22 protein-coding genes are annotated in these 24,571 nt (G+C 34.3%); 7 read left to right on the forward strand and 15 right to left on the reverse strand.

What is annotated here, in order from left to right; translation table 11 throughout:
- Positions 1 to 47 precede the first annotated feature (47 nt).
- From rluB to rnm, 3 genes are all read right to left on the reverse strand, one after another.
- Positions 48 to 1,052 (reverse strand): 23S rRNA pseudouridine(2605) synthase RluB, encoded by a 1,005-nt coding sequence (gene rluB, locus AC5LWZ_RS08710; protein WP_493463502.1) that lies wholly within the window; start codon positions 1,050 to 1,052, stop codon positions 48 to 50.
- 71 nt (positions 1,053 to 1,123) lie between these two features.
- Positions 1,124 to 1,744: an L-threonylcarbamoyladenylate synthase gene (locus AC5LWZ_RS08715; protein ID WP_086320192.1), complete on the reverse strand. Its 621-nt coding sequence runs from the start codon at positions 1,742 to 1,744 to the stop codon at positions 1,124 to 1,126.
- A 102-nt stretch (positions 1,745 to 1,846) separates the two neighbouring features.
- Positions 1,847 to 2,719, reverse strand: coding sequence for an RNase RNM (gene rnm / locus AC5LWZ_RS08720; protein WP_493463503.1), 873 nt, complete (start codon positions 2,717 to 2,719; stop codon positions 1,847 to 1,849).
- Positions 2,720 to 2,747: 28 nt separating this feature from the next.
- Here rnm and rraB point away from each other — a divergent pair, with 28 nt between their 5' ends.
- Positions 2,748 to 3,143 (forward strand): ribonuclease E inhibitor RraB, encoded by a 396-nt coding sequence (rraB, locus tag AC5LWZ_RS08725; RefSeq protein WP_110447577.1) that lies wholly within the window; start codon positions 2,748 to 2,750, stop codon positions 3,141 to 3,143.
- 67 nt (positions 3,144 to 3,210) lie between these two features.
- On the opposite strand, the gene AC5LWZ_RS08730 is transcribed toward rraB, so the two are convergent.
- From AC5LWZ_RS08730 to prfA, 5 genes are all read right to left on the reverse strand, one after another.
- Positions 3,211 to 5,889, reverse strand: a complete 2,679-nt coding sequence (locus AC5LWZ_RS08730) for a beta-N-acetylhexosaminidase (RefSeq protein WP_493463504.1) — start codon at positions 5,887 to 5,889, stop codon at positions 3,211 to 3,213.
- A 9-nt stretch (positions 5,890 to 5,898) separates the two neighbouring features.
- Complete coding sequence (locus AC5LWZ_RS08735) at positions 5,899 to 7,314, reverse strand: OprD family outer membrane porin (RefSeq protein ID WP_493463505.1); 1,416 nt, start codon at positions 7,312 to 7,314, stop codon at positions 5,899 to 5,901.
- 431 nt (positions 7,315 to 7,745) lie between these two features.
- The gene (gene kdsA / locus AC5LWZ_RS08740; protein WP_110448040.1) at positions 7,746 to 8,600 is read right to left on the reverse strand and encodes a 3-deoxy-8-phosphooctulonate synthase; all 855 of its coding nucleotides are present in this window, start codon (positions 8,598 to 8,600) and stop codon (positions 7,746 to 7,748) included.
- A gap of 17 nt (positions 8,601 to 8,617) precedes the next feature.
- Entirely contained in the window at positions 8,618 to 9,454 is an 837-nt protein-coding gene (gene prmC, locus AC5LWZ_RS08745; protein ID WP_065579243.1) for a peptide chain release factor N(5)-glutamine methyltransferase, read from the reverse strand.
- Positions 9,451 to 10,536 (reverse strand): peptide chain release factor 1, encoded by a 1,086-nt coding sequence (gene prfA / locus AC5LWZ_RS08750; RefSeq protein WP_086359489.1) that lies wholly within the window; start codon positions 10,534 to 10,536, stop codon positions 9,451 to 9,453. The genes prmC and prfA overlap by 4 nt, the downstream gene beginning before the upstream one ends.
- Positions 10,537 to 11,312: 776 nt before the next feature.
- Here prfA and manA point away from each other — a divergent pair.
- Positions 11,313 to 12,500, forward strand: a complete 1,188-nt coding sequence (gene manA, locus AC5LWZ_RS08755) for a mannose-6-phosphate isomerase, class I (protein ID WP_493463506.1) — start codon at positions 11,313 to 11,315, stop codon at positions 12,498 to 12,500.
- A gap of 111 nt (positions 12,501 to 12,611) precedes the next feature.
- Complete coding sequence (locus AC5LWZ_RS08760) at positions 12,612 to 13,340, forward strand: GntR family transcriptional regulator (protein WP_198200316.1); 729 nt, start codon at positions 12,612 to 12,614, stop codon at positions 13,338 to 13,340.
- Between the two features lie 56 nt (positions 13,341 to 13,396).
- Here the strand turns inward: AC5LWZ_RS08760 and deoC are convergent, their stop codons facing one another.
- On the reverse strand, positions 13,397 to 14,107 hold the full coding sequence (gene deoC / locus AC5LWZ_RS08765; protein ID WP_493463507.1) for a deoxyribose-phosphate aldolase: 711 nt from the start codon (positions 14,105 to 14,107) through the stop codon (positions 13,397 to 13,399).
- A gap of 181 nt (positions 14,108 to 14,288) precedes the next feature.
- On the opposite strand from deoC, the gene AC5LWZ_RS08770 reads away from it, so the two are divergent.
- From AC5LWZ_RS08770 to AC5LWZ_RS08785, 4 genes are read left to right on the forward strand one after another with little or no spacing between them, the layout of a single operon-like run.
- Positions 14,289 to 14,708, forward strand: coding sequence for a PTS sugar transporter subunit IIA (locus AC5LWZ_RS08770; RefSeq protein ID WP_110447571.1), 420 nt, complete (start codon positions 14,289 to 14,291; stop codon positions 14,706 to 14,708).
- Between the two features lie 27 nt (positions 14,709 to 14,735).
- A complete protein-coding gene (locus AC5LWZ_RS08775; protein ID WP_110447570.1) occupies positions 14,736 to 15,227 on the forward strand; it encodes a PTS sugar transporter subunit IIB in 492 nt (163 codons plus the stop codon).
- A 24-nt stretch (positions 15,228 to 15,251) separates the two neighbouring features.
- Positions 15,252 to 16,082: a PTS mannose/fructose/sorbose/N-acetylgalactosamine transporter subunit IIC gene (locus AC5LWZ_RS08780; protein WP_110447569.1), complete on the forward strand. Its 831-nt coding sequence runs from the start codon at positions 15,252 to 15,254 to the stop codon at positions 16,080 to 16,082.
- Positions 16,083 to 16,096: 14 nt separating this feature from the next.
- Positions 16,097 to 16,921, forward strand: a complete 825-nt coding sequence (locus AC5LWZ_RS08785) for a PTS system mannose/fructose/sorbose family transporter subunit IID (RefSeq protein ID WP_086359482.1) — start codon at positions 16,097 to 16,099, stop codon at positions 16,919 to 16,921.
- Positions 16,922 to 17,037: 116 nt separating this feature from the next.
- Here AC5LWZ_RS08785 and AC5LWZ_RS08790 read toward each other — a convergent pair whose 3' ends face one another.
- The 6 genes from AC5LWZ_RS08790 to aceF form a co-directional block, all read right to left on the reverse strand.
- The gene (locus AC5LWZ_RS08790; RefSeq protein ID WP_110447568.1) at positions 17,038 to 17,793 is read right to left on the reverse strand and encodes a GntR family transcriptional regulator; all 756 of its coding nucleotides are present in this window, start codon (positions 17,791 to 17,793) and stop codon (positions 17,038 to 17,040) included.
- Between the two features lie 67 nt (positions 17,794 to 17,860).
- Positions 17,861 to 18,181 carry a PTS sugar transporter subunit IIB gene (locus tag AC5LWZ_RS08795; RefSeq protein WP_110447567.1) on the reverse strand — a complete coding sequence of 107 codons (321 nt, stop codon included), beginning with the start codon at positions 18,179 to 18,181 and terminating at the stop codon, positions 17,861 to 17,863.
- A 10-nt stretch (positions 18,182 to 18,191) separates the two neighbouring features.
- Positions 18,192 to 19,619: a glycoside hydrolase family 1 protein gene (locus AC5LWZ_RS08800; protein WP_493463508.1), complete on the reverse strand. Its 1,428-nt coding sequence runs from the start codon at positions 19,617 to 19,619 to the stop codon at positions 18,192 to 18,194.
- Between the two features lie 27 nt (positions 19,620 to 19,646).
- Positions 19,647 to 20,948, reverse strand: coding sequence for a PTS sugar transporter subunit IIC (locus AC5LWZ_RS08805; protein WP_110447565.1), 1,302 nt, complete (start codon positions 20,946 to 20,948; stop codon positions 19,647 to 19,649).
- Between the two features lie 581 nt (positions 20,949 to 21,529).
- Entirely contained in the window at positions 21,530 to 22,954 is a 1,425-nt protein-coding gene (gene lpdA / locus AC5LWZ_RS08810; RefSeq protein ID WP_110447564.1) for a dihydrolipoyl dehydrogenase, read from the reverse strand.
- 15 nt (positions 22,955 to 22,969) lie between these two features.
- On the reverse strand, positions 22,970 to 24,559 hold the full coding sequence (gene aceF / locus AC5LWZ_RS08815) for a pyruvate dehydrogenase complex dihydrolipoyllysine-residue acetyltransferase (RefSeq protein ID WP_493463509.1): 1,590 nt from the start codon (positions 24,557 to 24,559) through the stop codon (positions 22,970 to 22,972).
- Positions 24,560 to 24,571 lie beyond the last annotated feature (12 nt).

Genomic DNA, 24,571 nt, shown 5'->3' on the forward strand with positions numbered 1-24,571 from the left:
TTAACCCTTAAATAAAGTAATTATTTTACTTAAGGGTCAGCAAAATGTTAAATTCGAGTTGGTTTTTTATTTACCTTTTGACGAGCAGTTCTGCTGTTCTGATTGAGTTTAATACGTTTTGGTCTAACAATCCGTTTGTCAGAGGAAGATTTGGTTGTAAAGCTTTTTATTTCAGCAGGTAAACCAACTAACTCACGTAAATAATTAACAGAATCAATACCTAATTCCATCCATGTGCCACGAGATAAACCTTTTGGTAAAGTAATATTACCATAACGAATGCGTAACAAACGGCTAACTTGAACATCAATTGCTTCCCACATACGGCGGACTTCTCGATTGCGACCTTCGGTAATAACGACATTAAACCATTGATTCAATCCATCACCACCTTGAGGTTTAATTGAGTTAAATGCAGCTGGCCCATCTTCTAACTGAACGCCTTTGCGAAGTTGATTAAGTTGTTGATCGGTAATATTACCAAATACTCGAACAGCATACTCACGTTCAATTTCATGCCGTGGATGCATTAGGCGATTTGCCAATTCGCCATCCGTTGTGAATAGCAATAAACCCGAGGTATTTATATCAAGTCGACCAATGTTAATCCAGCGTGCGTTTTTTAAGCGAGGTAATCGCTCAAACACTGTTGCTCGCCCTTGTGGATCATTTCGAGAACAAATTTCACCTTCAGGTTTATAATAAGCTAGAACACGACAAACCTCTTTTTCTTTACTTCTTAACTGAACTAAATGACCATTGATACGAATTTTTGGACTAGCATTGACATCTACGCGATCACCTAAAGTCGCGATTTTGCCATCAACACTAATTTTTCCGGCCACAATCATAGCTTCAATTTCACGACGTGAACCATTGCCTAAGTTGGCTAATACTTTTTGTAATTTTTCAGTATTATCTGATTGTGAACTTTTACGATTCGACGTTTGGCTTAATTTGGTATTTTTTTTACGAGCGATATCACTTTCTTGCTCAATTAGTTTATCTGCTCCACGTTGTTTTTTGGAAAATGCAGATCTATTTTGTTTCATATAATCCTCACTGTTACCTTCTCAGGTATCATTTGTTAACTCAATGACTCATTGATATGTTATTAATGTGTTTACTCGAATGGTTTGATATCACCACTACCTTGACGAATAATATCTGGATAATCGTTAGTTAAATCAATCACGGTTGTTGGCTGTTCACTAATATAACCACCATGAACGATAGCATCTAGTTGGTGACCAATTTTATCTTCAATTTCTTCGGGATCAGATTGAGCTTCGTTTTCATTAGGTAAAATAAGCGTAGTTGTCATTAAAGGTTGTCCCAATAATTCAAGAAGCGCTAAATCAATTTTATTATCAGGAATACGCAATCCAATTGTTTTACGTTTTTCATTCATCAAACGTCGTGGTACTTCTTTGCTCGCTTGTAAGATAAAAACATATTTACCTGGGGTATTATTTTTTAATAATCGAAAGGTGGTGTTATCAACAAAAGCATAAGAAGAAAGCTCAGATAAATCACGGCACATTAAGGTAAAGTTATGGTGTTTATCCAGATTACGGATTTGACAAATACGATCTACACCATATTTATTATCAAGTAAACAACCTAGCGAATAACCTGAATCAGTAGGAAAAGCAATAACGCCACCATCATTTAATATTTTGACGACTTGATCTAATAACCTTGTTTGAGGGTTATCAGGATGAATATAAAAAGTTTGGCTCATAATATTCTTCTTTATTGACAGCAGGTTAAAAAAATGTGAGGAAAGGGCTTTTTCATCACGGTTTATAGCGCTAATTGATACTATTTTAGTTCAATATATTTATTATATCCAGTTCTGCCAAATAGGTGTAACGCTACCAGGCAATGGTGTAGTTTTACCAAGATCAAGATAATTAAGCAAATCATGGAAATCCGAACCTTGTGACGCAAGTAATTCAAATTCATTAGCCAGTTTTGCTAATCGTTGTAAATCATCTTGAGTTTGGCGACTCTGAGAAACTTCAATACCATCACCACCATATGATTTAAATTCACTAATTAATAATTTTAGTTTAGTTAAGGTCAAATCATAGCGTGTCGGGTGAGCTAAAACCGCCTGTCCACCTGCCGCATGTATCGCATTAACCGCATCAGCAATACTGCACCATTTGGCAGGAACATAAGCATAACCACTTTTACCTAGATATTTTTTAAATGCTCGTTTAATATCTTTAACATAATTATTAGCGACTAAAAAGCGCGCAAAATGAGCTCGAGATACAATATCACCTTTAGAAAATTGTTGAGCTTGCTCATAAGCATTGTCTATGCTTACTTTAGCTAATTTTTCACTAATACTGATTGCTCTATCAATACGACTTTGTTCTTGTGCAGTTAATAATTCAAGCAAGTGAGAATTTTGAATATCGATATTCAAACCAACAATATGAATTTCATTATTCTTCCACATTGTTGACAATTCAACCCCATAGATTAATTTAACCGGCAAATTATCTCGTGCTATGGTCGCTTTCGCTTCTAGCAATCCCTTGATAGTATCGTGATCGGTAATCGCTAGCATATTGATTTGATTATCAGCAGCTCTTTTGACCAGTTCACTTGGCGTTAAAATTCCATCTGATGCAGTTGTGTGCGAATGTAAGTCAACAATCACTTTTTTCTCGAAAATTATTTTTAAACGTGTAATATACCACACAATTTGCACGACCACTAAAAGGTATATTATGAAAGATCAAATTCTGCTTGCTCAGCAAGATACGCTAGCTATTATTCAAGAACTTTTAGAAGATGGAAGTGATCCACATGCTCTGTATATTATTGAACATCATATTTCATCACAAGACTTTGATAAACTAGAAAAAGTCGCTGTTGAAGCTTATAAATTAGGCTATGAAGCAACCGACCCTGATGAAGATGTTGACGATGCAGGTAATGTGGTAATTGGTTTTGATATTATTACTGAAAGTCCGTTAAATGCGGAATTAATTAATGCTCAAATCGCCGAAATTATAACTCTGGCAAACCAATTTGGTGTTAATTATGACGGTTGGGGAACCTATTTTGAAGATGGTAGTGATGACCAATTCGATGAAGATGACGTTAGCGAGACCATTCATTAATAAATAATCAACTGTTAATTATGACTATTCTTATCCGCCACCAGACGGATAAGAATAGTGTTAACATTTAATTTAGTTGTTCAACACGGCTAGTTCGTTTGTGATCAGCCGTTGCAGTACGAAGCGAAACCGAAGCGTTGTTATTTATCGCTACAGGGCCATTGTACGAATACCAATTTTTACCTTGATCTGTCGAATATTCGATAGTTAAGCCCGGAAAAACAACATTTGCAATTAATTTACCGCTTTCAATTTTGGCACCAGGTAATGGTAAACGATAGTCAATAGCTGCAAGATCTAATTTAGTTAACTCACGTTGGCCAATTAAATTAGCAAATTGATTCCAATCATTTAGCAGTTTTTGCTGATCAACATATTTTGTTTTACCTTTTTCAAATTCGCGATCTTTTTGATAATTGGTTTCCCAATCAGCTTTATGCCATGCACGCTCTGCAACACTAAGCAATCTTGGATAGATCATATAAGCCATTTTATCTTCTGTACGAATATTCTCAGTCCAGATTTGTGCTGATAATCCATAGGCTCCTGGCCAATCCATAGTACCTTTGGCTGCAAAAGCGTCACCATTGCGATCGAACGAAGTTTCAGCATTTTGTGGTAAATTATTCGGTGCAAAACTGAAAATCTTGCGTTCATCATTGAAACGCGCAGCCCAATAGTAGCCACTTTCTTTAGGATTAACTTCATAAGGCATATCTAAATAGACATAATCAGGATTTGAAACTATCACTCTGTAGCCTTTATTGGCAAACTCATTGACTGAATCGTATCCTCCCCAATATAAGTTATCCCAGAAATTGACAACAACATCATCAGTGGCAAAAGCTTTTGCATTGGTAGCAAATTTTACGCCATCTTGCCAAGCTTGCATGCGATTAATACCATTATTTTTGATGATTTTACTTACTTCGATAGCAAAATAACTTGGCAAATGCTCGATATTTTCCACAACACCATTACTAACAAAAGTTTGGCACGCTTGTGATTTTGCCCATGGATGATCTTCAACGCTTTGATCTATTAAGCCTTTACCAGCCTCTTTTTTAGCTACATGGATATCTTGATAACCATTACCAAAGTGAATATTTTTCGCTTCATCACCACCAAAATGCCATGTTGAAATCGGTTGTCCAGCTTCAACGTGCATTTTGGCAATTTCACTAATAACTTTATTAGCAAATTTTTTCGAAGAATCTAAACATGGATTTAGATAACTTTGGCGATTGTAGAATTGCACCGTAGTAGTATTCGAAGTATCTGTAGGATCAAGTAATCGATATTCATTCGCAGCTTCGGTTTTTCCTTGCTTCATTAAGCGTTGATATCTCACTTCCATTGACAAAATAGCTGCTCTGGCATGTGCTGGCATGTCGATTTCTGGAATAACTTCAATAAATCGCGCATTGGCATATTTAACAATTTCGATATAATCTGCGCGAGTAAAGTAGCCACTGCCATTATTATCACTGTTTGGCCCAGATCCAAGTTGCGGTAATAAGCACTGCTTTTCAGTTAAATCATGACAACGTTTACTACCAAAATCAGTGAGTTCTGGTAAGCCGGGAATCTCAATTCGCCACCCTTCATCATCACTTAAATGGAAGTGGAATTTATTCATCTTATATTTTGACATCATATCAAGTAACTGTAATACCGCTTTTTTGCTTTTAAAGTTTCGACCGATATCTAGCATCATACCCCGATACTCAAAACGAGGAGCATCTTCAACTGAAAGTGTGTTAATAATTTGCGGTTTACTAACTGTTATTGACGATAATATCGATTCTACAGCATAAAAAATCCCACTTTCATCAAATGCCACGATAGTTGCACCTTGTGGGGTTATATCTAGTTTATAACTGCCATTTACACCTTTTTCAAATGCAGTTTTATCAATTGATGCATTGACTTTGAACCCTTGCTTTGTCACAGCAATATTTAATTGTTTGAAATGATTTTCTAACACTAATTGGCTTGGTTTTGCTAAGCCATTAAGTATGAGATTAACACCACTTTGATTTAGGGTAATAGATTCTTTACCAACCGTTAATTTAACTGGTGTTGGTAAAATTTGACCTTTTAATAAATCAGCATCAATTTTTTGAATATCATTATTACGTTGATAGCGGTTTTTTGGGGTCATTAATATATTATGATCATTAGGTGATATCTTCCATTGTTCACCTAATGGAGCCACAAATGCCGACAAATTATCAGAATCAGTATTGGTGTTGGCAATTATTTTAGGTTTAGCATCAGTTGAAGTTACATACCAGCGAGGCATCACATCACTTTCACTTATTTGCCAATATTCACCAATAAATGGAATAGTTACTACTGAGTTGGCGGAAATATTGGTAAATCTATCTGTTGGTTCTAATTTATGTAAATCGCCGGTGACGTGGGTAATTTTATATTGGTCATTATTAACCGCTAAAATCATTCGAATATTGTGAAAATAGATTGCCCAATCTTTACTTGTTATTGCTGGGCCAGTGTTTTTAAGCGTTAAAGTAACTTTGTTACAAGCAGCCCAATCTGCACCTAATGCAGCACAATCTACCCCATCATTAACGGCATTATTATCGACTATTTGATAATTTAAACGCAGTTGTGAACTCATCGTATCAACTATGTGTTGTGAAGCATTAACTGATTGACTGGCTCCTAGAGTTAATAATGATGTGATTGAAGTAGCAAGTATAGCTGATTTAAACTTTTTCATATCGGTTACCTATTTTTGTTTAGCATTGAAAATGGTGAAAGGGAAAGTAACAATAAATTTGATATCGCGTTCATCTTGGAAAATATTGCCATATCCACCACCCCAGCTGTTTATATGACTTTCATGGTTGTTATATTTGGTATAGTGTAATTGGAATGAAGTATCCTTAGCCCATGTATCTTGAATGGTATAACCTAAATCAAAATTATAAGCCGATTCTACTAAACGATTTTTTTGATTTTTTGCTTTTGAATCTGGTTTAGCATCCCAACCATAAGCATAAGATGCGCCGGTTTTCCAACCTGTTAAATAATGGTTTAAATGGCCTAGATCATAGGTGACCTCAAAAAATGCCGCTTTTTCGCCATTGGCATTAAAGTCAGAACGTGAATTCCACCAAACATCTAACCGCCCATTAGATGAGGCATAATCGGGCGTCATACGTTGTAAAAAGAATCCTTGCTCCCCTTCTGCTTTTACAGACACACCTTCAAGTCGTAAACCAACAGGACCAACTTGGTAACCTAAAGTAGCTGCTTGTAACCACGCTAAACCATCATAAACATTGGCGCCTTTATGAGATTGGTCTTTAGCGCCATAAAACTGATAACTCATTGTTAATGGACTATTTAATACATCCGTTTTATAAGAAGCTTTAGCAAAAAATTGATTCATATAATTCTGTGCTTGGCCAAAGGCGCTTTCAAGTACAAGATCATTCTTAAAATCATATTTCATACCGGCTGAGTGTAAAAAATCGATTTTTTTACCATTTTGCCAACGTTTGAATTCATAAAGACGTTTATACCAAGGTGCTTTGTACTTATCCGCCCACATATAGGACATAGATAAAGCACCCGCATCGTCAAAATCAATAACGCTACCAAGTTCTACTCCACGATAGGTACCGGGTAATAAACTCCAGTGTGGAGCTAGTAAAGTTTGCCCAGAAGGTTGAATATAACCAGCTTTGACCCAAAACAATTCATCAATCTTAAAGTTAAGTTGCGCTTTATAAAAACTTAAGCCACTGACATCTTTTTTCCAATCTTCATCCCAACGTGTTTTCGCACCACTAAAACCAATTTCATTCGGATGCCCTTTACCGCCATTACTGACTTCCCAAGCACCATAACCGCCCAACTCAATAGCGAGTCGATCAGCGATATAACCTGACTTAAAATCTAAATTAGTATTAAATGACGAATGTCTGAGGTTTTTTTCATATTTATGTTCAACAAGATTTTTTCTTTCGCGATCACGATTCCAGAAAAATACATGACCAGTTAATGACGCATCATCAATAAAATCATTAGTATATTCTGCTTGTGCAGGACATATGCAGGTTAACACGGTAATAGATAAAAAAAGCTTAGTAAAAAGATTAAAACGATAAGGTAAAATCGGTAAATTATTATGATTCATAGTTGCTTCCCTAAAATTATACTGTGTAACTGACCACAAAATTCCCTAATATTTAATTGGTTTTTATAAGTCAAACTGAATGTATTACTGCTTTGAATTGCTATCTAGACAACATTTATGAAACATACTTAAGGTGGAAATAGGATAAATATGCATTTTTATAATGCATAAACATATTTTAGTTCGCAAATTAATTAATCTAAATCCGTGATCTAAATCACCAAAAAAATTAATTTTTAACTTTTAAAAGTAAAATCACCCTCACTTTTTTTACACAAAAAATTAATTATTCTTCAACCAAAAAATTTAAAAGGAACCAACTTATAAAATATATATATCTGAATAAAAACAATAATAAACAAATAATAAAAAAGAGAAATGTATAACATTTCTCTTGATAATTGATTTAGATAAAAATGAAAACAGTTGTTTTAATTTTCGGTATCCAATTCTTCAAAACTTTTCACTAATTCATCAATTGCTTTCATCTGTTTTAAGAAAGGTTCAAGTTTTGCTAATGGTAATGCGGAAGGACCATCGCATTTTGCACTACTCGGATCTGGGTGAGACTCTAAAAATAGTCCTGCAATACCAACAGCCATTCCCGAACGAGCAAGCTCAGTAACTTGACCACGACGACCACCAGATGCTGCGCCCATTGGGTCACGACATTGTAGAGCATGGGTAACATCGAAAATTACTGGCGAGCCATTGCTGGCTTTTTTCATGACATTAAAACCGAGCATATCAACAACTAGATTATCATAACCAAAACAACTACCACGATCACAGAGAATCACTTGGTCATTACCTGCTTCTTCAAATTTTTCGACAATATTACCCATTTGGCCAGGGCTAACAAATTGGGGTTTTTTAACATTAATTACAGCACCTGTTTTAGCCATTGCAACAACCAAATCAGTTTGTCTTGCTAAAAAAGCCGGTAATTGAATAACATCAACAACATCAGCCACAGGTTGACACTGTTCTTCAGTATGAACGTCAGTAATAATTTTAACCCCTAACTGCTGTTTTAATTCTTGGAATATTTTCATTCCTTCTTCTAATCCAGGCCCTCGATAAGAGTGAATGGATGAACGATTCGCTTTATCAAAAGAAGCCTTAAAAATGTAAGGAATATTTAATTTATCGGTTACCGTTACGTAGTGCTCACATATTCTCATTGCTAAATCGCGAGACTCAAGCACATTCATGCCGCCGAATAAAACGAAGGGTAAATCATTTGCTACCGTAATATTACCAACTTTTACTCTTTTTTGTTTAATCATAAATTTATTCCTAGTTAAGGTTTAAACCAACGACCTAGGGTGACTCTGTCATTGCCACTATAATCGGTGATGGTTTCAACTAATTGAAATCCGTGTTGTTTAAAAATAGTTTGTACCGCTAAACCCTGCTTCCAGCCATGTTCGATAAGCAACCAACCATATTGATTTAAATGCTTGGTTGCCCCTTGAATAATGACTTTAATATCAGCAAGGCCATCATCCTCAGAAACTAAGGCGCTTCTAGGTTCATAGCGAACATCACCTTGAGATAAGTGAATATCAGTTGGCTCGATATAGGGTGGATTACTAGTGATCATTGAGAATTTACGATTTTTAATTGGTTTATACCAATCACCCTGTAAAAAATAAACATTGTTTACGCCTATTTGATTGGCATTTTTTTGGGCTAAAATCAAAGCATCTTTATTTTTCTCAATTGCAGTAAATAAACAATCTGGTCGCTCAGTTGCCATAGCAATAGCAATAGCACCAGTTCCTGTTCCCAAATCTAAAACTTCACAAGGGACTTTCGGCAAATATTCTAAACCTAGTTCAACAACTTTTTCTGTATCAGGTCTTGGAATTAAGGTCGAATTTGAAACATTAAATTTCAATGACCAAAACTCCTTTTCTCCAGTGATATAGGCAATGGGCTCCCCTTCTTGACGTCTTTTTAAATAGCCATCTAAAGCAATTAGTTCATCATCAGTTAATAATGTTTCACTAAAAGCCATCAAAAAGGTACGTGTTTTATGTGTGACAAAACTTAATAAAATTTCAGCATCACGTTTTGGACTTTCGCTGTCGGTTAAAGTTTGTGATGCAGATTTAAGCCATTGTAAATAGGTCATTCATCCTGTTCCGATAAAGCTGCAAGTTGATCTGCTTGATATTCTTGTACAATTGGTTCAATCAACATATCCAATTTACCTTCCATGACCTCATCTAGACGATAAATAGTAAGATTAATACGATGATCGGTAACTCGGCCTTGAGGATAGTTATAAGTTCGAATACGATCCGAACGATCACCTGAACCGAGTAAATTACGTCTGGTTGACGCTTCCTCTTGTTGACGTTTACGCATTTCAGCATCTTGAATACGGGCAGCTAATACTGACATCGCTTTAGCTTTATTTTTGTGCTGTGAACGTTCATCCTGACATTCAACTACAATTCCAGTTGGAATATGGGTAATACGAATTGCTGAATCGGTAGTATTAACATGCTGACCACCAGCACCTGATGATCGATAAGTATCAATTTTCAAATCTGCAGGATTGATTTCTGGCATTTCAGCCTCTGGAATTTCTGGTAAAACAGCAACAGTACATGCCGAAGTGTGAATTCGTCCTTGTGATTCAGTCTCTGGTACACGTTGGACTCGATGACCACCAGATTCGAATTTTAACTGTCCATATACACCATCACCACTTACTAACATGATAACTTCTTTATATCCGCCATGTTCTCCATCATTTGAACTCATGATTTCGACACGCCAATTGCGAGATTCAGCATATCTAGTATACATTCTCGCTAAATCACCAGCAAAAATAGCCGCTTCATCACCACCAGTACCAGCCCGCACTTCAACAAAACAGTTATAATCATCATTTGGATCTTTAGGTAACAATAGAACTTGTAATTGTTTTTCTTGCTGCTCTACTTGGCTTAATGCTTCGTTTAATTCTTCTTGAGCCATTTCACTCATTTCCGGATCAGAAAGCATCATTTTGGCAGTTTCAATATCTTCTTGTGTTTGCTTCCAATTAGCAAAGCATTTAACCACATCGGTTAACTGTGCATATTCTTTTGAAAGGGTACGAAATCGGTTTTGATCGGCTATAACCGCTGCATCAGATAGTAATGCTTGAACCTCTTCATAACGCTCTTGTAGCGTTTCCAACTTACTGATAATTGAAGGTTTCATAACTCTGTATTTTTGCTAATGATTAAATGAATTAGCTCGGCATTATATACTTAATTGCCTGTAAAATACAGTTCCTACTTATTTATGACGAAGCTAAATTAATCAATGAATAACAACATATTGGTATTAAATAATTAATTGTCTCTTTAAATAATGATTATATGTATCAGCGATTTTTCTATTTATTAGTTTCAAAACGATTTAATATTTTTAGATATTCAAAAATAAATCAAGCAAAACCATATTAATTAAAGCTTTCACTTTTTAGTGAAAAATGATTTTTAAAGTGATAAATCTCGCTAAACACATTAATCATTCCATAATTTAATTTTATGATCTATCTCCCATAGCCTGATTGCTTAAAGTCAAATAGCTATTGGGATTTATCATAACTATAAAGTCATTAAGAAAAATAACTCTGTCTATACCCTTTTTTATCTGAACAAAATAGTAATATTTCAAAGGCGAATATTATTAAAACCAATCGCGAAAACAGAATCTATAATCATGATTAAACTGACTGCTAATGAAATAGCTGCCCCCTTTTTCTTAGCCGATAGAAATAAATGACATTTACTACTAAGATAAGCATTAAGTTATTGGTATAAAATCAAAATACTTTTATTGATTAATCTAAATTAATATCTTAAAAATCAGATTAATAAGTGAATTCTGAAATGTTTTTTATTACTGATTGAAAGTTATTATATCAAGTGTATAGTTATGTTATATCCGGTGGAGATTACTGTGATAAAAAATTTTAAAAGGATGCGAAAATGAACCAAACTATATGGAAACTAGACAATACTATCAAACACTATGATTGGGGGAGTATCGATGGCATAACCAATTTATTTGCTATTCCCAATCCGACGTCGGAACCTATGGCTGAAATTTGGATGGGCATGCATCCACTTGGTTGCTCTTTAGCAATTGATGAAAAGCTAGGTAAAATAAGGCTTGATAAGTTAATAAAAGACAATCCACAGCAAATTTTAGGTAATAAAACCTTTCAGCATTTTGGTTCACTCCCCTTTTTATTCAAAATTCTTTCAGCAAACAAAGCATTATCTATTCAAGTTCACCCAACATTGGAAAATGCCAAAATTGGCTTTGCAAAAGAGAACCAACTAGATATTGCTAGTGATGCACCCAATCGAAATTATAAAGATCCCAATCATAAGCCTGAACTTATTTATGCATTAACTCCATTCAAAGCTATGCGTTCATTCCGTGCTATTGATGAAATTATCATGTTGTTTGAAAAAATTGCCTTATCCGATTTAACTATCCCAATATCACAATTAAAAAACAACCGTCATCCTGACCAATTAAAACATTTTTTTGAATACTTATTAACTCTTCCAACTCAAACAAAGACCGCGTTAATTAAACAGCTTTTGATGAAAATCAGTACTTTTAATGACGAACCCTATTTAACCATTAAGACTCTAGCTAAAGATTATCCTGATGATATTGGTTTATTCATGCCATTATTATTAAATGTAATTGAACTGAAACCAGGACAAGCTATGTTTCTATCAGCCAAAACACCGCATGCCTACCTATCTGGTACCGGCCTAGAGATTATGGCTAATTCCGACAATGTATTAAGAGCTGGCCTCACCCATAAATATATTGATAGTTTAGAACTAATTAATAATACTAATTTTGAAAGTATGGCGTTAAATCAATTATTAACTAAACCAGTTATCAAAGATAATAAAATTGATTTTCCCGTACCGGTTAATGATTTTAAATTTGAGATCATAAAAAGTGACCAAAATTTGCGTAGTGAAAAAGTAGATAGTGCTCTAATTGTGTTATGTCTTGATGGAAAAATCTCCTTATCAACTGAATCACAATCATTAACTTTACACAAAGGTGAATCGGCTTTAATCGCTTACCAAACTGATGTATATCATTATCAAGGTTTAGGCGTATTAGCTAAAGCATTTGATTAGCTTTTGGATAAAAATAAAAATTAAGTTTTTTTAATAGGTTAAATATGGTTGTTTTACATATTTACACTAATATATTAATATGTAGTAATATAATAATTAAAAATAAGCATCATGGATTCTAATAATAAAATTCCACGCCATTTGTTTATTCAGCAAGATTTATTAAAAAAAATCAAGTCAGGTGAATATGCTGAAGGGCAATTAATTCCTAAAGAATCTGAATTAACAGATATTTATCAAGTCAGTCGGCCAACTGTTCGCCAAGCTATTCAGTTTTTGGTCAACGATGGATACCTTGAACGTCGCAAACGTCGAGGAACAATAGTTAAGCAACAAAAAATTAATCAAGAATTTACCCATATTATCGAAAGTTATGATTCTGAAATGAATCGCAAGGGACTTCACCCTAAAACAAAAGTTTTAACCTTTAAATTGGATAAAGCGACCGTTGATATTGCTAAACATTTAGACATCAATGAATTTGATGCTGTGTATAAATTAGTGCGTCTACGTTATGCCGAAAACAAGCCAATAGTACTTGTGACAACTTATTTGCCAGTAAAAGCATTGCCTAATTTTTTAGATAATGACTTTAAACAAGAAAAACTGTATTCAGTTTTAGAAAAAATGAATTTTCCAATTCTCCAAATACGTCGAAAATTAGACGTATTAAAAGCCGATGAAACAACTAGTGATTTATTAGATATTGAAGAAGGAGATCCTATTTTCTATTTCCATTCTATTGGATATAGCCACGATCGAACTCCAATCGAATATTCAATATCTAAATATCGTGGTGATATTAATTCATTTATCTTTGAGTTAAATCATTCCAGCTAATATAATAAATATACCCACTAATAAGTGGGTATATTAATCAACAAAAATATTAAAGTTTAAATTTTGATTGTTTGCGCTTGTGTTGTTTGTAAATCTTTTTTTATCTCTTCAATAATTGCAATACCGGCACTTGTTCCGATTCGTTCCGCCCCCGCTGCAATCATCTTTTTAAATGTATCGGCATTACGAATACCGCCAGCAGCTTTCACTTTTACAACATCGCCTACATGTTGCTTCATTAATTTAACATCTTCAAGTGTCGCACCGGAAGGACCAAATCCTGTTGATGTTTTTATAAAGTCTGGTTTAACTTTAACTGCAATTTGGCAAAGTGCTATTTTTTCTTCATCGGTTAAATAACAATTTTCAAAAATGACTTTTGATGTAACATTATATTGACGACAAATCTTAACGATTTCTGACATTTCCCGTTCAATATAATTCAAATTTCCCGCCTTTAATTCAGAAATATTAATTACGTAATCAATTTCAGTTGCCCCAATTTCAATTGCATTTTTCGTTTCGAAGCATTTTGATTCTATCGTTGTTTGGCCTAAAGGAAATGCTATCGCTGCACCAATATCTACATCAGTATCTTTTAGTAGTTCAGCACACAATTTTGACTGAACTTGATTGATTGCAACCATCTTGAAATGGTAGTCAATAGCTTCTTGACATAGCTTTTTCATCATGGCCGTTGTTGCATCTGGTTTTAAATTAGTGTGATCAATAAGTCGACTTAAATCTCGTAAAGAATAATTTTTCATGTTTTTTACCTCAACCTCATATGTAATTACATATTTTAAATAAAATTTATTTATCGTCAACTAAAATAGATAAAATATGTGATAAACATCTCATTTCATTAAAAATAACTCTTAATATATTTGTTTTAAAAAATAAATATGTAAATATATATTTAAATATTATTTTAAGAGGGACTTGCAAATGAAAATAGTAGTTACTTCTCACGGCGAATTATGCGAAGGGATCTTATCAAGTTATCAAATGATTGCGGGTGATATATCACAATTTATCTCTGTCAAACTTGACGATAAGGGAATTAGCGACTTTTCTTCAAGATTAACAACCGTGTTAGATGAACAAACTATGAAAAATGAAGTTGTCATTGTTTTAAGTGACATCATGGGGGGTACACCTTATAACGAAACTTTCCGTTATATGCTGGCTAATCCAAATAAAGTTTATCTTATGGCTGGATTAAATTTATCAATGTTAATTCAAGCAGCAACAATAATTAATGAGCCCAATATAGATGAAGCTATTAATTCAATTCTGGAAGCAGGTCAAGCCTCAATATCCATTGCACCAATAACCGAAAATAGTAGTGAAGATTTAGATTTTTAATTAGTGAGACGATAGGAGTGAATAAATATGGCAATTACATTAACCAGAGTCGATGATCGTGTTATTCATGGTCAAATCATGACGCGTTGGACAAAAGTCAGACCTGTCGATGGCATCCTTGTAGTGGGTGACAATATCGCTTCAGATGAGTTACGCAAACGAGTATTAAAAGCGGCTGCGGGAACATTAAAAATTGGTATTTACACAGTAGAACAAGGTGTAGAGAAAATAAAACAAGGTACAGAGTCAAATAAAAACTTTTTTTTAATTAGTGATTCACCACAAACATTTGAAAAATTGTTAAAAGCGGGTGCTAAATTACCATCAACTTTAAATATTGGCTGTATGAATACTCGAGCAGGAGCAAAAGTATTAGGACGAACTGTTGCCATTGATGAGAATGATTATAAAGCATTTGATTACATTGAAAGTCAAGGAATTAAAATTGAATTTCAATTGTTGCCAGATGATGAAGCTAAAAATTGGAACGTAATGAAAAAGAAATATGACACTTTATAACTTTCATATTTAGAGGGAAAAATTATGGAAACAACTCTTTTTATTCCCGCTTTATTAACAGGGATATTTTGTTACTTAGGCGCGATTGAATCACCATGGCTTTTTGGTATGTCAGGTGGTTTTTATATAGTTGGTAGGCCACTAGTTGCTGGGTTATTAGTTGGTTTAGCCTTTGGTGATGTACAAGCCGGTGTATTATGTGGTTTAGCGGTACAAGCTGTTTTTATTGCAAATTTATCAACTGGAGGGGCAACAAATAGTGAAATAACCTATGCAGCTTATGGTGGAATTGGTTTAGCACTTGCCACAACTAAAGATCCTGCTGTCGCGGTAACTCTTTCGGTTTTATTGGGCCAGACTTTCGGTTTGATATTTTACAATACTCGAATGGCATTATACTCGTTCTGGAATAATAAAGCACAACATGCAGCTGAAACTAACAATACCCGAGGTATCGTTCTAAATCATCTATTTTATCCTCAAGTTACAACATTCTTATTACGTGCCGTTCCAGTCTTTTTAGCGATCTATTTTGGCTCTGGTTTAGTTGAATGGTTATTAGCTAATGTTCCTGAAGTTATTACCAAGATTATCTCAGTGCTAGGTGGTGTACTCCCTGCATTAGGTATCGCTATGCTTATGAATATCGTGATTAAATCGAAAATTCAGCTGATCTTTTTCTTCGCTGGTTTCGTGTTATTAGCTTTTGCAGGGTTAAGTATGATAGCACTAGTATTCATCTCCGCTTTAGTTGCTTACTTATACTTTATTGCAAGCAATAAATCGGCAACAACACCAATTAAAGAAACAAATTCACCAAATTCAGATGTTTTTGAAGATGATGATTTGTTCTAAAAAGGAGAACTAAAATGGATAAATTAATTGAGGAACAACGTTTAACAAAACGAGAATTACGCCAAATTTGGTATCGTTGGGGCTTTACTCATTTATCATCAATGAGCTATGAGAAATTACAAGCACATGCGTGGGCTTTTTCCTATATCCCTTTTGCCGAAAAATATTATAAGAATGATCCTGAAGCAAAACGCCGTTTATTAGTTAGACATTCTATGTTTTATAATACTGAACCACAAACCGGTCAAATTATTAACGGTATTGTTGCGTCAATGGAAGAAGAGATTGCTTTAGGCAAAAATGTTCCAGAAGAACTACCTGTAAATATTAAAGCGACACTAATGGGCCCTTTAGCTGGAATTGGAGATTCATTGATTCAAGGTATTATTGTGCCAATTTTGTTATCAATTGCTATGGGAATGGCAGCAGGAGGTAATGCTATAGGCCCTATTTTCTATATTTTATCTTATGGTATTTTAGGCCCTTTAATTTCCTATCTTAGCTTCCATTACGGTTATAAATTAGGCGTTAATGCAATTGATAATATTATTGGTGATAACGTCAAACGGATCACCGACGCATTTAACATACTTGGAATTATGGTGGTTGGTGGTTTAGCTGCCGGTAATATTGTACTTAATTCAGTATTAGAAATTCCGATGGGAGAAAGCATGCGATCATTACAAAGTGTACTTGATGGCATCTTTCCAAAAATACTGCCATTATCCATGGTGTTATTAGCATGGTGGTTAGTATCAGCTAAACAGATGTCTGCAACCAAAGTTATTTTAATTTTGACTGCAATCGCAGCAGTTGGTGTAGTACTTGGCGTATTTTAAAATAATTAATTAACAACATTTGTTTTATTGAACAATTTAATAATCCCCATAATATTTTGTAATACTATGGGGATTTATTTAATTGGATTATTAATTTTAAAATACTAATTAATATTTTAGATAAAGTTTTCAAATAAATTGATCGATGAAAAAATATAGCCATCAAAATCAATAGATGTTTTATCAGATAAATTCATTAAAATATTTTTTTCGTTTTCAATATGTTGCCACATGGCTTTATAAGCCCCAACACTGTCACGACGACATAGTGCTGCTAAGATTTGTTGATGATCAGCATACCATTTTAGTCGATAGCCTTTAGTATTAGTATGTTCAGTAAGTTGCTGCCAATTAAATGAGTTCTGTTTGTGTTCCCATAAATTCTTAAGTGAATTCACTAACATCTGATTTTGGGTTGCTTCGGCGATATTGAGATGAAAATTGAAATCATTATTGTTATTGAATTCGTTATTCATAGTCGCATGCAATTCTTGCTCTAATATTTTCTTTAAGCTTTCTATATTGGCAATGGTTATCATCTGAGAAGCAAAAGAAGCAATATTAGTCTCAATCAGTTGGCTAGCTTGTAGTAGTTCAAAAGGACCGAGTACTCGAGAATAATTTGAATCAGGTTTATTAATAACATAAATACCTGAACTTTGCTTTATCGATACAAAACCTTTTACTTCCAATGCGATTAACGCTTCACGAACAATAGTACGACTTACGCCATAGGCATCGGCAATAGTTCTTTCTGGTGGTAATTTAGAACCTAATGGATATTCATCCATTCTAATTTTATCCAATAATAGTTCTGCTATTTCTTGATACTGTTTTTTAGAATATTGATTCGATATATTGTCCGTTAACATTCACCTGTTCCTACAAAAATACAAACATTAAAATCGAATATTCTAATGTTTGTATTAATTCCTATGATTATGCTTCGATCATTTGCAAAATTTGATCTAAAACTTTACCAGCATTCATTGTACCATAAGCAACTGGATCAATAATGTCAATTGGTATGCCATATTTTTCTGTTTGTTTTCTGCTCTCATCTAAGGCGAATCTCATTTGTGGTCCTAATAATACCGCGATAATTTTATCACTATCACTATTAAGATGTTGATATAAAAGTTGCTCACTTATTGCTATAAAATCAAAATCTAACGATCGTTCTAGTGCTTCTTTTCTTATTTTGTTGACTAATAATGAGGTTGACATACCACCGGCACAGGCAAAAATAACTTGTTTCATCTTTTACTCCTTATTTATCTTCATCATCTAGATTTACAGTTAGTTGTCTTGTTTTAGATAAATCTTTGAACCATAACGCTGATTTCTTCAACCTTCTGTTTCTATTTTGTTCAAGATCAATTTCGATTAGTCCATAACGATTTTTGAATGCATTCATTGGTGAAACATTGTCTGTAAATGCCCACAGCATATAACCACCACAATTAGCTCCATCATTGATAGCTTTTAACGTCCAATAAAGATGCTTCGAAATAAAATCAATTCGATAATCATCTTGAATCATGCCTTGATCATCTTTAAATCGTTGCTCATCTTCAATACCCATGCCATTTTCACAAATAAACCATGATTTATTGTTATATTGTTGTTTAACTCGCATTGCGAAATCATAAACAATTTTAGGATAAATTTCCCAACCTCTAGATTTATTCATTTTTCTTCCAGGTAATGTAAAGGATTCGTAATAAAACGCGGGATGAAATGGCGCATCTTTGTGCCATTGTTTTGTAGGTGCTTTAACACGATGAGGAAAATATAAATTAATAGCAACTTCATCAACTGGAAATTTTTTAATTATTTCAAGTTCTTGATTGGTATAATCCCACTGAACTTTATGTTTAGCCAATAAATCAATAAGCTCTTGAGGATATTCACCATTAAAAGCCGGATCAAGAAAAACTCTATTATAAAAAAGATCATACATTTTCGCAGCTTGTTGATCTTCTTTAGAGGAAGAACGAGGATAAGTCACCTCTGGATTTAAAATAGTGCCAATGCTTCCTTGATAATTTTTGTGACGAAATAGCTGAACAACTTTGGCCGTAGCTAAATTTTTATGGTGATTCCACTGCATCCATTTATTGGTATTTTGTTCATAAGGCCAACGTTCAGCATCAAGATACACTCGTGTTTGAATGACAATTGGTTCATTAAAGACAAACCACCGTTTAACGGTATTATGATAACGTTCAAAAACTTTTTCAGCAAATTTAACAAATAGTTCAACTACATGTTTCGAATTCCAACCACCATATTTATTGAATAGTTCGGCAGGAACTTCGTAATGTTCTAGACAGAGCATTGGAACTATACCGTTTTCGACTATTTTTATTAGAAAATCGTCATAATATTTAGCATAATCTTCATCAACAATTGCATTTTCGTAGTCAGTTAAAAAACGCGACCAGTTAATTGATGTTCGATAGTGTGTAAGTCCTACCTTTTTCATTAGATCTACTTCTTCCTGATAGCGATTAATTAAATCAGTAGCAATTGCAGGACCATAACCTTCATGCCATACATCACGATCGTTTTTATACCAAATATCTAAATATGAATCTTGATTCTCTTTCTTACCACACCAACCTTCAGTTTGCCATGCCGATGTTGAAGCGCCTAAAATAAAGTTTTTAGGGATATCCATTGTTAATTTACTCATTATTGACTCCTTGAATGTTGATTCAATTTAGGATTGAATTTCAGAACGTTTAGCCGCTATTTTTAGGAAAGGTAAATAAATGAAAATAGCAATAATAATACAGAAGATCTGGGTAACAACAGCACCTAAGGATCCGGCTGTTGATAAGTAAGCACTAATTATTGGTGGCGTAGTCCACGGCACCATAACCACGGCTTTACCTGCAAAACCAATACTTGTTGCGATATAACCTATTGTGCCAGTAATTAACGGTGTAATAATAAATGGAATGGCTAAAATCGGGTTTAACATTATTGGTAAACCAAAAATTACAGGTTCATTGATATTGAAAATACCTGGACCCAGTGATAATTTTGCTATTTCTCTCATTTCTTTGCGTTTTATTGCAATAAAAATAGCCATCAACAATCCAATCGTACAACCTGAACCACCTATACTCATGTAAACATCCCAAAACGGCATAGTAATAATATTGGTTGGCTCAATACCTTGTTCGAAATCACTCATGTTAACCATTATTGCACCAAGTAATAAGGGTTCGCGAATTGGTTTTATCATTTGATTACCATGAATCCCTATAACCCAAAATATTTGTGCGACAAACATTAATAACAATAATCCCGGTAGGCTTTGCATGACAGACTCAAGCGGCTGTTGCACCACCATATAGATAGCATCATACAAATACATTCCAGTTAATTTGTAGAATACAAAACCAAAAGCCGCTACGACTGAAGTAGTAATTATTGCTGGAATAAGTGCTGAAAATGAAGCGGAGACATTTGATGGAACACTATCTGGCATTTTTACTCTTAGCTTATCTACTTTTAATAATTTAGAGTATATTTCTACCGATATAATAGCGATAAACATACCTAGAAAAAGGCTTTTAGTATCAGTAAATTGCCGTGCTAATACATTAGTTACTTGAAATTTTTGGCCTTCAACTACAACGTCTGTAAATGTTGGTTGTACGGAAATAAAACATATAATAGCCAACAATCCAGGAAATAAGGTTTTATTACCATTTATGCGTCCTAATTCAATAGCGATTAAAAACACAGCGCCAATGGTTAGAAAATTCAATGTCGCATAATTTAAATTACTAGCAATGGGCTTTAATACTGCTAAAAAAGATAAACAATCAAAATAAGCTAATCCGTTTTGTTTATCAAAAACAATATTTGACATTAGCACCGCAAAAGCGCCAACGATTATCACTGGCATTAAAGTAATAAATGCCGCTTTAATTGCCATTATATATCTTAAACTATTAAATTTATTGGCAAATTTACCTAGTTTATCAATAACTTCATTTACTCTAGACATATTTACAATCTCCAATTAGGGGGAAAGATGAGATTTTTTGACAATCAAAAAATAATACTTATAAGGGAGGTAATCTGTGATCCTACTCACAACATTCAAAATTGGAATTCCATTAATATCTAAAAATGTGATAAATGTCATTTATTGGCATACCAAAATGCAAAAATAATTTGCAAAATCCTGCCAAATATTTTTTATCACAAGAAAATTATGGGAATTTGGTATGACAATATATTCAATCTATTGGATTTGATAGCGTAATAAACAAATAATCATTAATATAAGGTTATTTTTTATATTTATTTTAAAATTAGTGGGTTATTTTTGATTAAAAAACCCCTTTCCTCAAAATTTTCTATTAAGATTAAATGAGTTTTAAATCAATCATAAACAATAATTTCATGAATAATTAAAAGATTAAGTTAGCGCTTTAGCAAGATGATTATTGAAATTGAAAGTTATTACGGTTATACACTTATTTCGGGTAAACTTAGAAATATTGGAAATCTTGATTAGAAAAATAAAATGCCGTTAGCAAACTAACGGCATTATTTCAATGATAACAATAAAATAAATAGTCTCTATTTTTTAACTGCTTTCGCATTCGGCAAATCAGTTACCGATCCTTCATAAATCTCAGACGCTAAGCCTATTGATTCATGTAACGTTGGGTGAGCATGAATGGTCAATGCAATATCTTCAGCATCGCAACCCATTTCAACGGCCAATGTAATTTCCCCAAGTAATTCGCCACCATTTGCCCCTACGACAGCACCACCAAGAAGACGATTGTCAGCTTTATTAAAGATTAATTTAGTCATCCCTTCTGAACAATCAGAAGCAATCGCACGACCTGATGCAGCCCATGGGAATATAGCAACCTCATAATCTAAACCTTTTGCTTTAGCTTCTTTTTCAGTTAAGCCAACCCAAGCAACTTCAGGTTCAGTATAAGCAATTGATGGTATAGTTTTTGGATCAAAATAATGTTTTTTACCAGCAATAACTTCTGCTGCCACATGACCTTCATGAACACCTTTATGCGCAAGCATCGGTTGACCAACAATATCGCCAATAGCATAAATATGAGGCACATTCGTTCTCATCTGTTTATCTACTTCGATAAAACCACGATCAGTCACATTTACACCTGCTTTTTCAGCGTTGATTAGTTTACCATTTGGAGTACGGCCTATTGCAACTAATACCGCATCATAAGTATGAGTTTCAATGGTTCCATCTTTTTTCTCCATGGTGACATAAATTGCATCATGTTTTGCTTCAACAGTACTTACTTTAGTTTCTAATCTCAAAGTAAATTTCTTTTGAATTTGTTTAGTAAAGATTTTTACCACATCTTTATCAGCAGCTGGAATAACCTGATCAAGCATTTCAACCACATCTACTTCTGAGCCTAATGCATGATAAACCGTCCCCATTTCTAAACCGATAATACCACCACCCATTAAAAGTAGTTTTTTAGGAATAGTAGTTAATGCTAATGCATCTGTCGAATCCCAAATACGAGGATCTTCATGTGGAATAAATGGTAAAGTTATTGGTCTTGAACCCGCGGCAATGATGGCATTATCAAAAGTAATTTTAGTTATACCCTTGGATGAAGTAACATCCATAGTATGACTACCAGTGAATTGTGCTTCACCTTGAATAACATTGACTTTACGCATTTTAGCCATGCCGGCAAGCCCATTAGTTAGTTGGTTTATAACTTTTTCTTTCCAACCACGAACTTTATCTAATTCAAGTTTAGGCGTACCAAAATGAATACCATGTTCAGTCAATGATTTTGCTTCATCCATTACTTTGGCAACATGGAGTAATGCTTTAGATGGTATACAACCAACATTTAAACAAACACCACCTAAAGTTGAATAACGTTCTACTAAGGTAACATCTAATCCAAGATCGGCAGCTCGGAAGGCAGCGGAATAACCCGCTGGACCCGCTCCTAAGACAACAACTTGTGTTTTAACTTCTTGACTCATAATTCATTTCCCCCACTACATCACTAATCGACGTAAGTCGGATAAAACATTAACAATATGGCTTAAGAAGCGTGCACCATCAGCCCCATCAATTACTCGGTGATCGAATGATAATGATAAAGGTAACATTAGGCGTGGTGTAAATTCTTTACCATTCCAAACTGGTTTCATACTTGAACGAGATACACCTAAAATACCTACTTCAGGTGCATTTACAATTGGTGTAAATGAAGTCGTTCCGATACCACCTAGGCTAGAAATGGTGAAACAACCACCTTGCATATCACTACCGGTTAGTTTGCCATCACGAGCTTTTTTGGAAATTTCTGCAAGTTCACGAGAAAGTTCAATAATGCCTTTTTTATTCACATCTTTAAATACCGGCACAACTAAACCATTAGGCGTATCAACGGCTACACCGATATTAATGTATTTTTTGATGATAAGAGTTTGTGCATCTTCAGACAATGAACTATTAAAACGAGGATAAGCGGTTAAAGCGCTGGCTACTGCTTTCATAATAAACACTAGTGGCGTAATTTTCAGATCCAGTTTTTTCTTTTCAGCTTCGGCATTTTGGTGTTTACGGAAAGCTTCTAATTCAGTGATATCTGTTTCATCAAACTCAGTAACATGTGGAATCATTACCCAATTACGATGTAAGTTTGCACCAGATACTTTTTGAATTTTAGTTAATGGTAATGATTCAACTTCACCAAATTTACTAAAATCAACTTTAGGCCACGGTAATAAACCAGGTAATGCACCACCGGTACCACCATTTTCTATCTGTTTTACAGCATTTTTTACGTAAGCTTGAATATCTTCACGTAAAATGCGATGTTTAGGGCCAGTAGGTTGTACCTTAGCAAGGTTAACACCAAACTCACGAGCTAAACGACGAACAGAAGGAGTTGCATGTGCATAAGCATCATTCTCTACAAATTCATTGGTATTTGCTGATGCGGCTGGCGCAGCAGAATTATTGTTAGTATTCGCAACTGGAGTTGCAATAGCTGGTTTTTCTGCTGCCACAGGTGCAACATCAGTTTTTACTGGTGCACTGCTAGCAACTGTCTCAAATTCCATAATTTTTGAGCCAGTTTTAACTTTATCACCAATTTTTACTGAAATGCTTTTCACAACACCAGCAATAGTAGCAGGCACTTCCATTGAGGCTTTATCGCCTTCTACTGTTATAAGTGAATCATCAACGGAAACTGAATCACCAACTTTAACTAAAATTTCAGTGACCTCAACTTCATCACCACCAATATCAGGTACGTTAACATCAACCACTTGGCTTGCACTTGGGGCTGATGGTGCAGCAACTAATGCGGCCGTTTGTTGTTTATCTGCTGCAGCCTCTGTTCCGCTGTCATCAAATTCCATAATACTTACACCAGTGGTAACTTTATCGCCGATTTTAACAATGATTGATTTTACAATTCCTGCTTGTGGAGCAGGAATTTCCATTGAGGCTTTATCGCCCTCAACCGTTAATAACGATTGATCAGCTTCAACTTTGTCGCCAACTTTAACTAAAATCTCTGTTACTTCAACTTCATCACTTCCGATATCGGGTAATTTTATTTCAATAGTCATTATTTTTTACCT

The organism is Gilliamella sp. LMG 34362 (assembly GCF_984569125.1).

Coding starts and splice junctions, on each gene's coding strand:
- rluB (WP_493463502.1), bottom strand. CDS start 1,052: ATGAAACAAAATAGATCTGCATTTTCCAAAAAACAACGTGGAGCAGAT.
- AC5LWZ_RS08715 (WP_086320192.1), bottom strand. CDS start 1,744: ATGAGCCAAACTTTTTATATTCATCCTGATAACCCTCAAACAAGGTTA.
- rraB (WP_110447577.1), top strand. CDS start 2,748: ATGAAAGATCAAATTCTGCTTGCTCAGCAAGATACGCTAGCTATTATT.
- AC5LWZ_RS08730 (WP_493463504.1), bottom strand. CDS start 5,889: ATGAAAAAGTTTAAATCAGCTATACTTGCTACTTCAATCACATCATTA.
- AC5LWZ_RS08735 (WP_493463505.1), bottom strand. CDS start 7,314: ATGAATCATAATAATTTACCGATTTTACCTTATCGTTTTAATCTTTTT.
- prmC (WP_065579243.1), bottom strand. CDS start 9,454: ATGACCTATTTACAATGGCTTAAATCTGCATCACAAACTTTAACCGAC.
- prfA (WP_086359489.1), bottom strand. CDS start 10,536: ATGAAACCTTCAATTATCAGTAAGTTGGAAACGCTACAAGAGCGTTAT.
- manA (WP_493463506.1), top strand. CDS start 11,313: ATGAACCAAACTATATGGAAACTAGACAATACTATCAAACACTATGAT.
- AC5LWZ_RS08760 (WP_198200316.1), top strand. CDS start 12,612: ATGGATTCTAATAATAAAATTCCACGCCATTTGTTTATTCAGCAAGAT.
- deoC (WP_493463507.1), bottom strand. CDS start 14,107: ATGAAAAATTATTCTTTACGAGATTTAAGTCGACTTATTGATCACACT.
- AC5LWZ_RS08770 (WP_110447571.1), top strand. CDS start 14,289: ATGAAAATAGTAGTTACTTCTCACGGCGAATTATGCGAAGGGATCTTA.
- AC5LWZ_RS08775 (WP_110447570.1), top strand. CDS start 14,736: ATGGCAATTACATTAACCAGAGTCGATGATCGTGTTATTCATGGTCAA.
- AC5LWZ_RS08780 (WP_110447569.1), top strand. CDS start 15,252: ATGGAAACAACTCTTTTTATTCCCGCTTTATTAACAGGGATATTTTGT.
- AC5LWZ_RS08785 (WP_086359482.1), top strand. CDS start 16,097: ATGGATAAATTAATTGAGGAACAACGTTTAACAAAACGAGAATTACGC.
- AC5LWZ_RS08790 (WP_110447568.1), bottom strand. CDS start 17,793: ATGTTAACGGACAATATATCGAATCAATATTCTAAAAAACAGTATCAA.
- AC5LWZ_RS08795 (WP_110447567.1), bottom strand. CDS start 18,181: ATGAAACAAGTTATTTTTGCCTGTGCCGGTGGTATGTCAACCTCATTA.
- AC5LWZ_RS08800 (WP_493463508.1), bottom strand. CDS start 19,619: ATGAGTAAATTAACAATGGATATCCCTAAAAACTTTATTTTAGGCGCT.
- AC5LWZ_RS08805 (WP_110447565.1), bottom strand. CDS start 20,948: ATGTCTAGAGTAAATGAAGTTATTGATAAACTAGGTAAATTTGCCAAT.
- lpdA (WP_110447564.1), bottom strand. CDS start 22,954: ATGAGTCAAGAAGTTAAAACACAAGTTGTTGTCTTAGGAGCGGGTCCA.
- aceF (WP_493463509.1), bottom strand. CDS start 24,559: ATGACTATTGAAATAAAATTACCCGATATCGGAAGTGATGAAGTTGAA.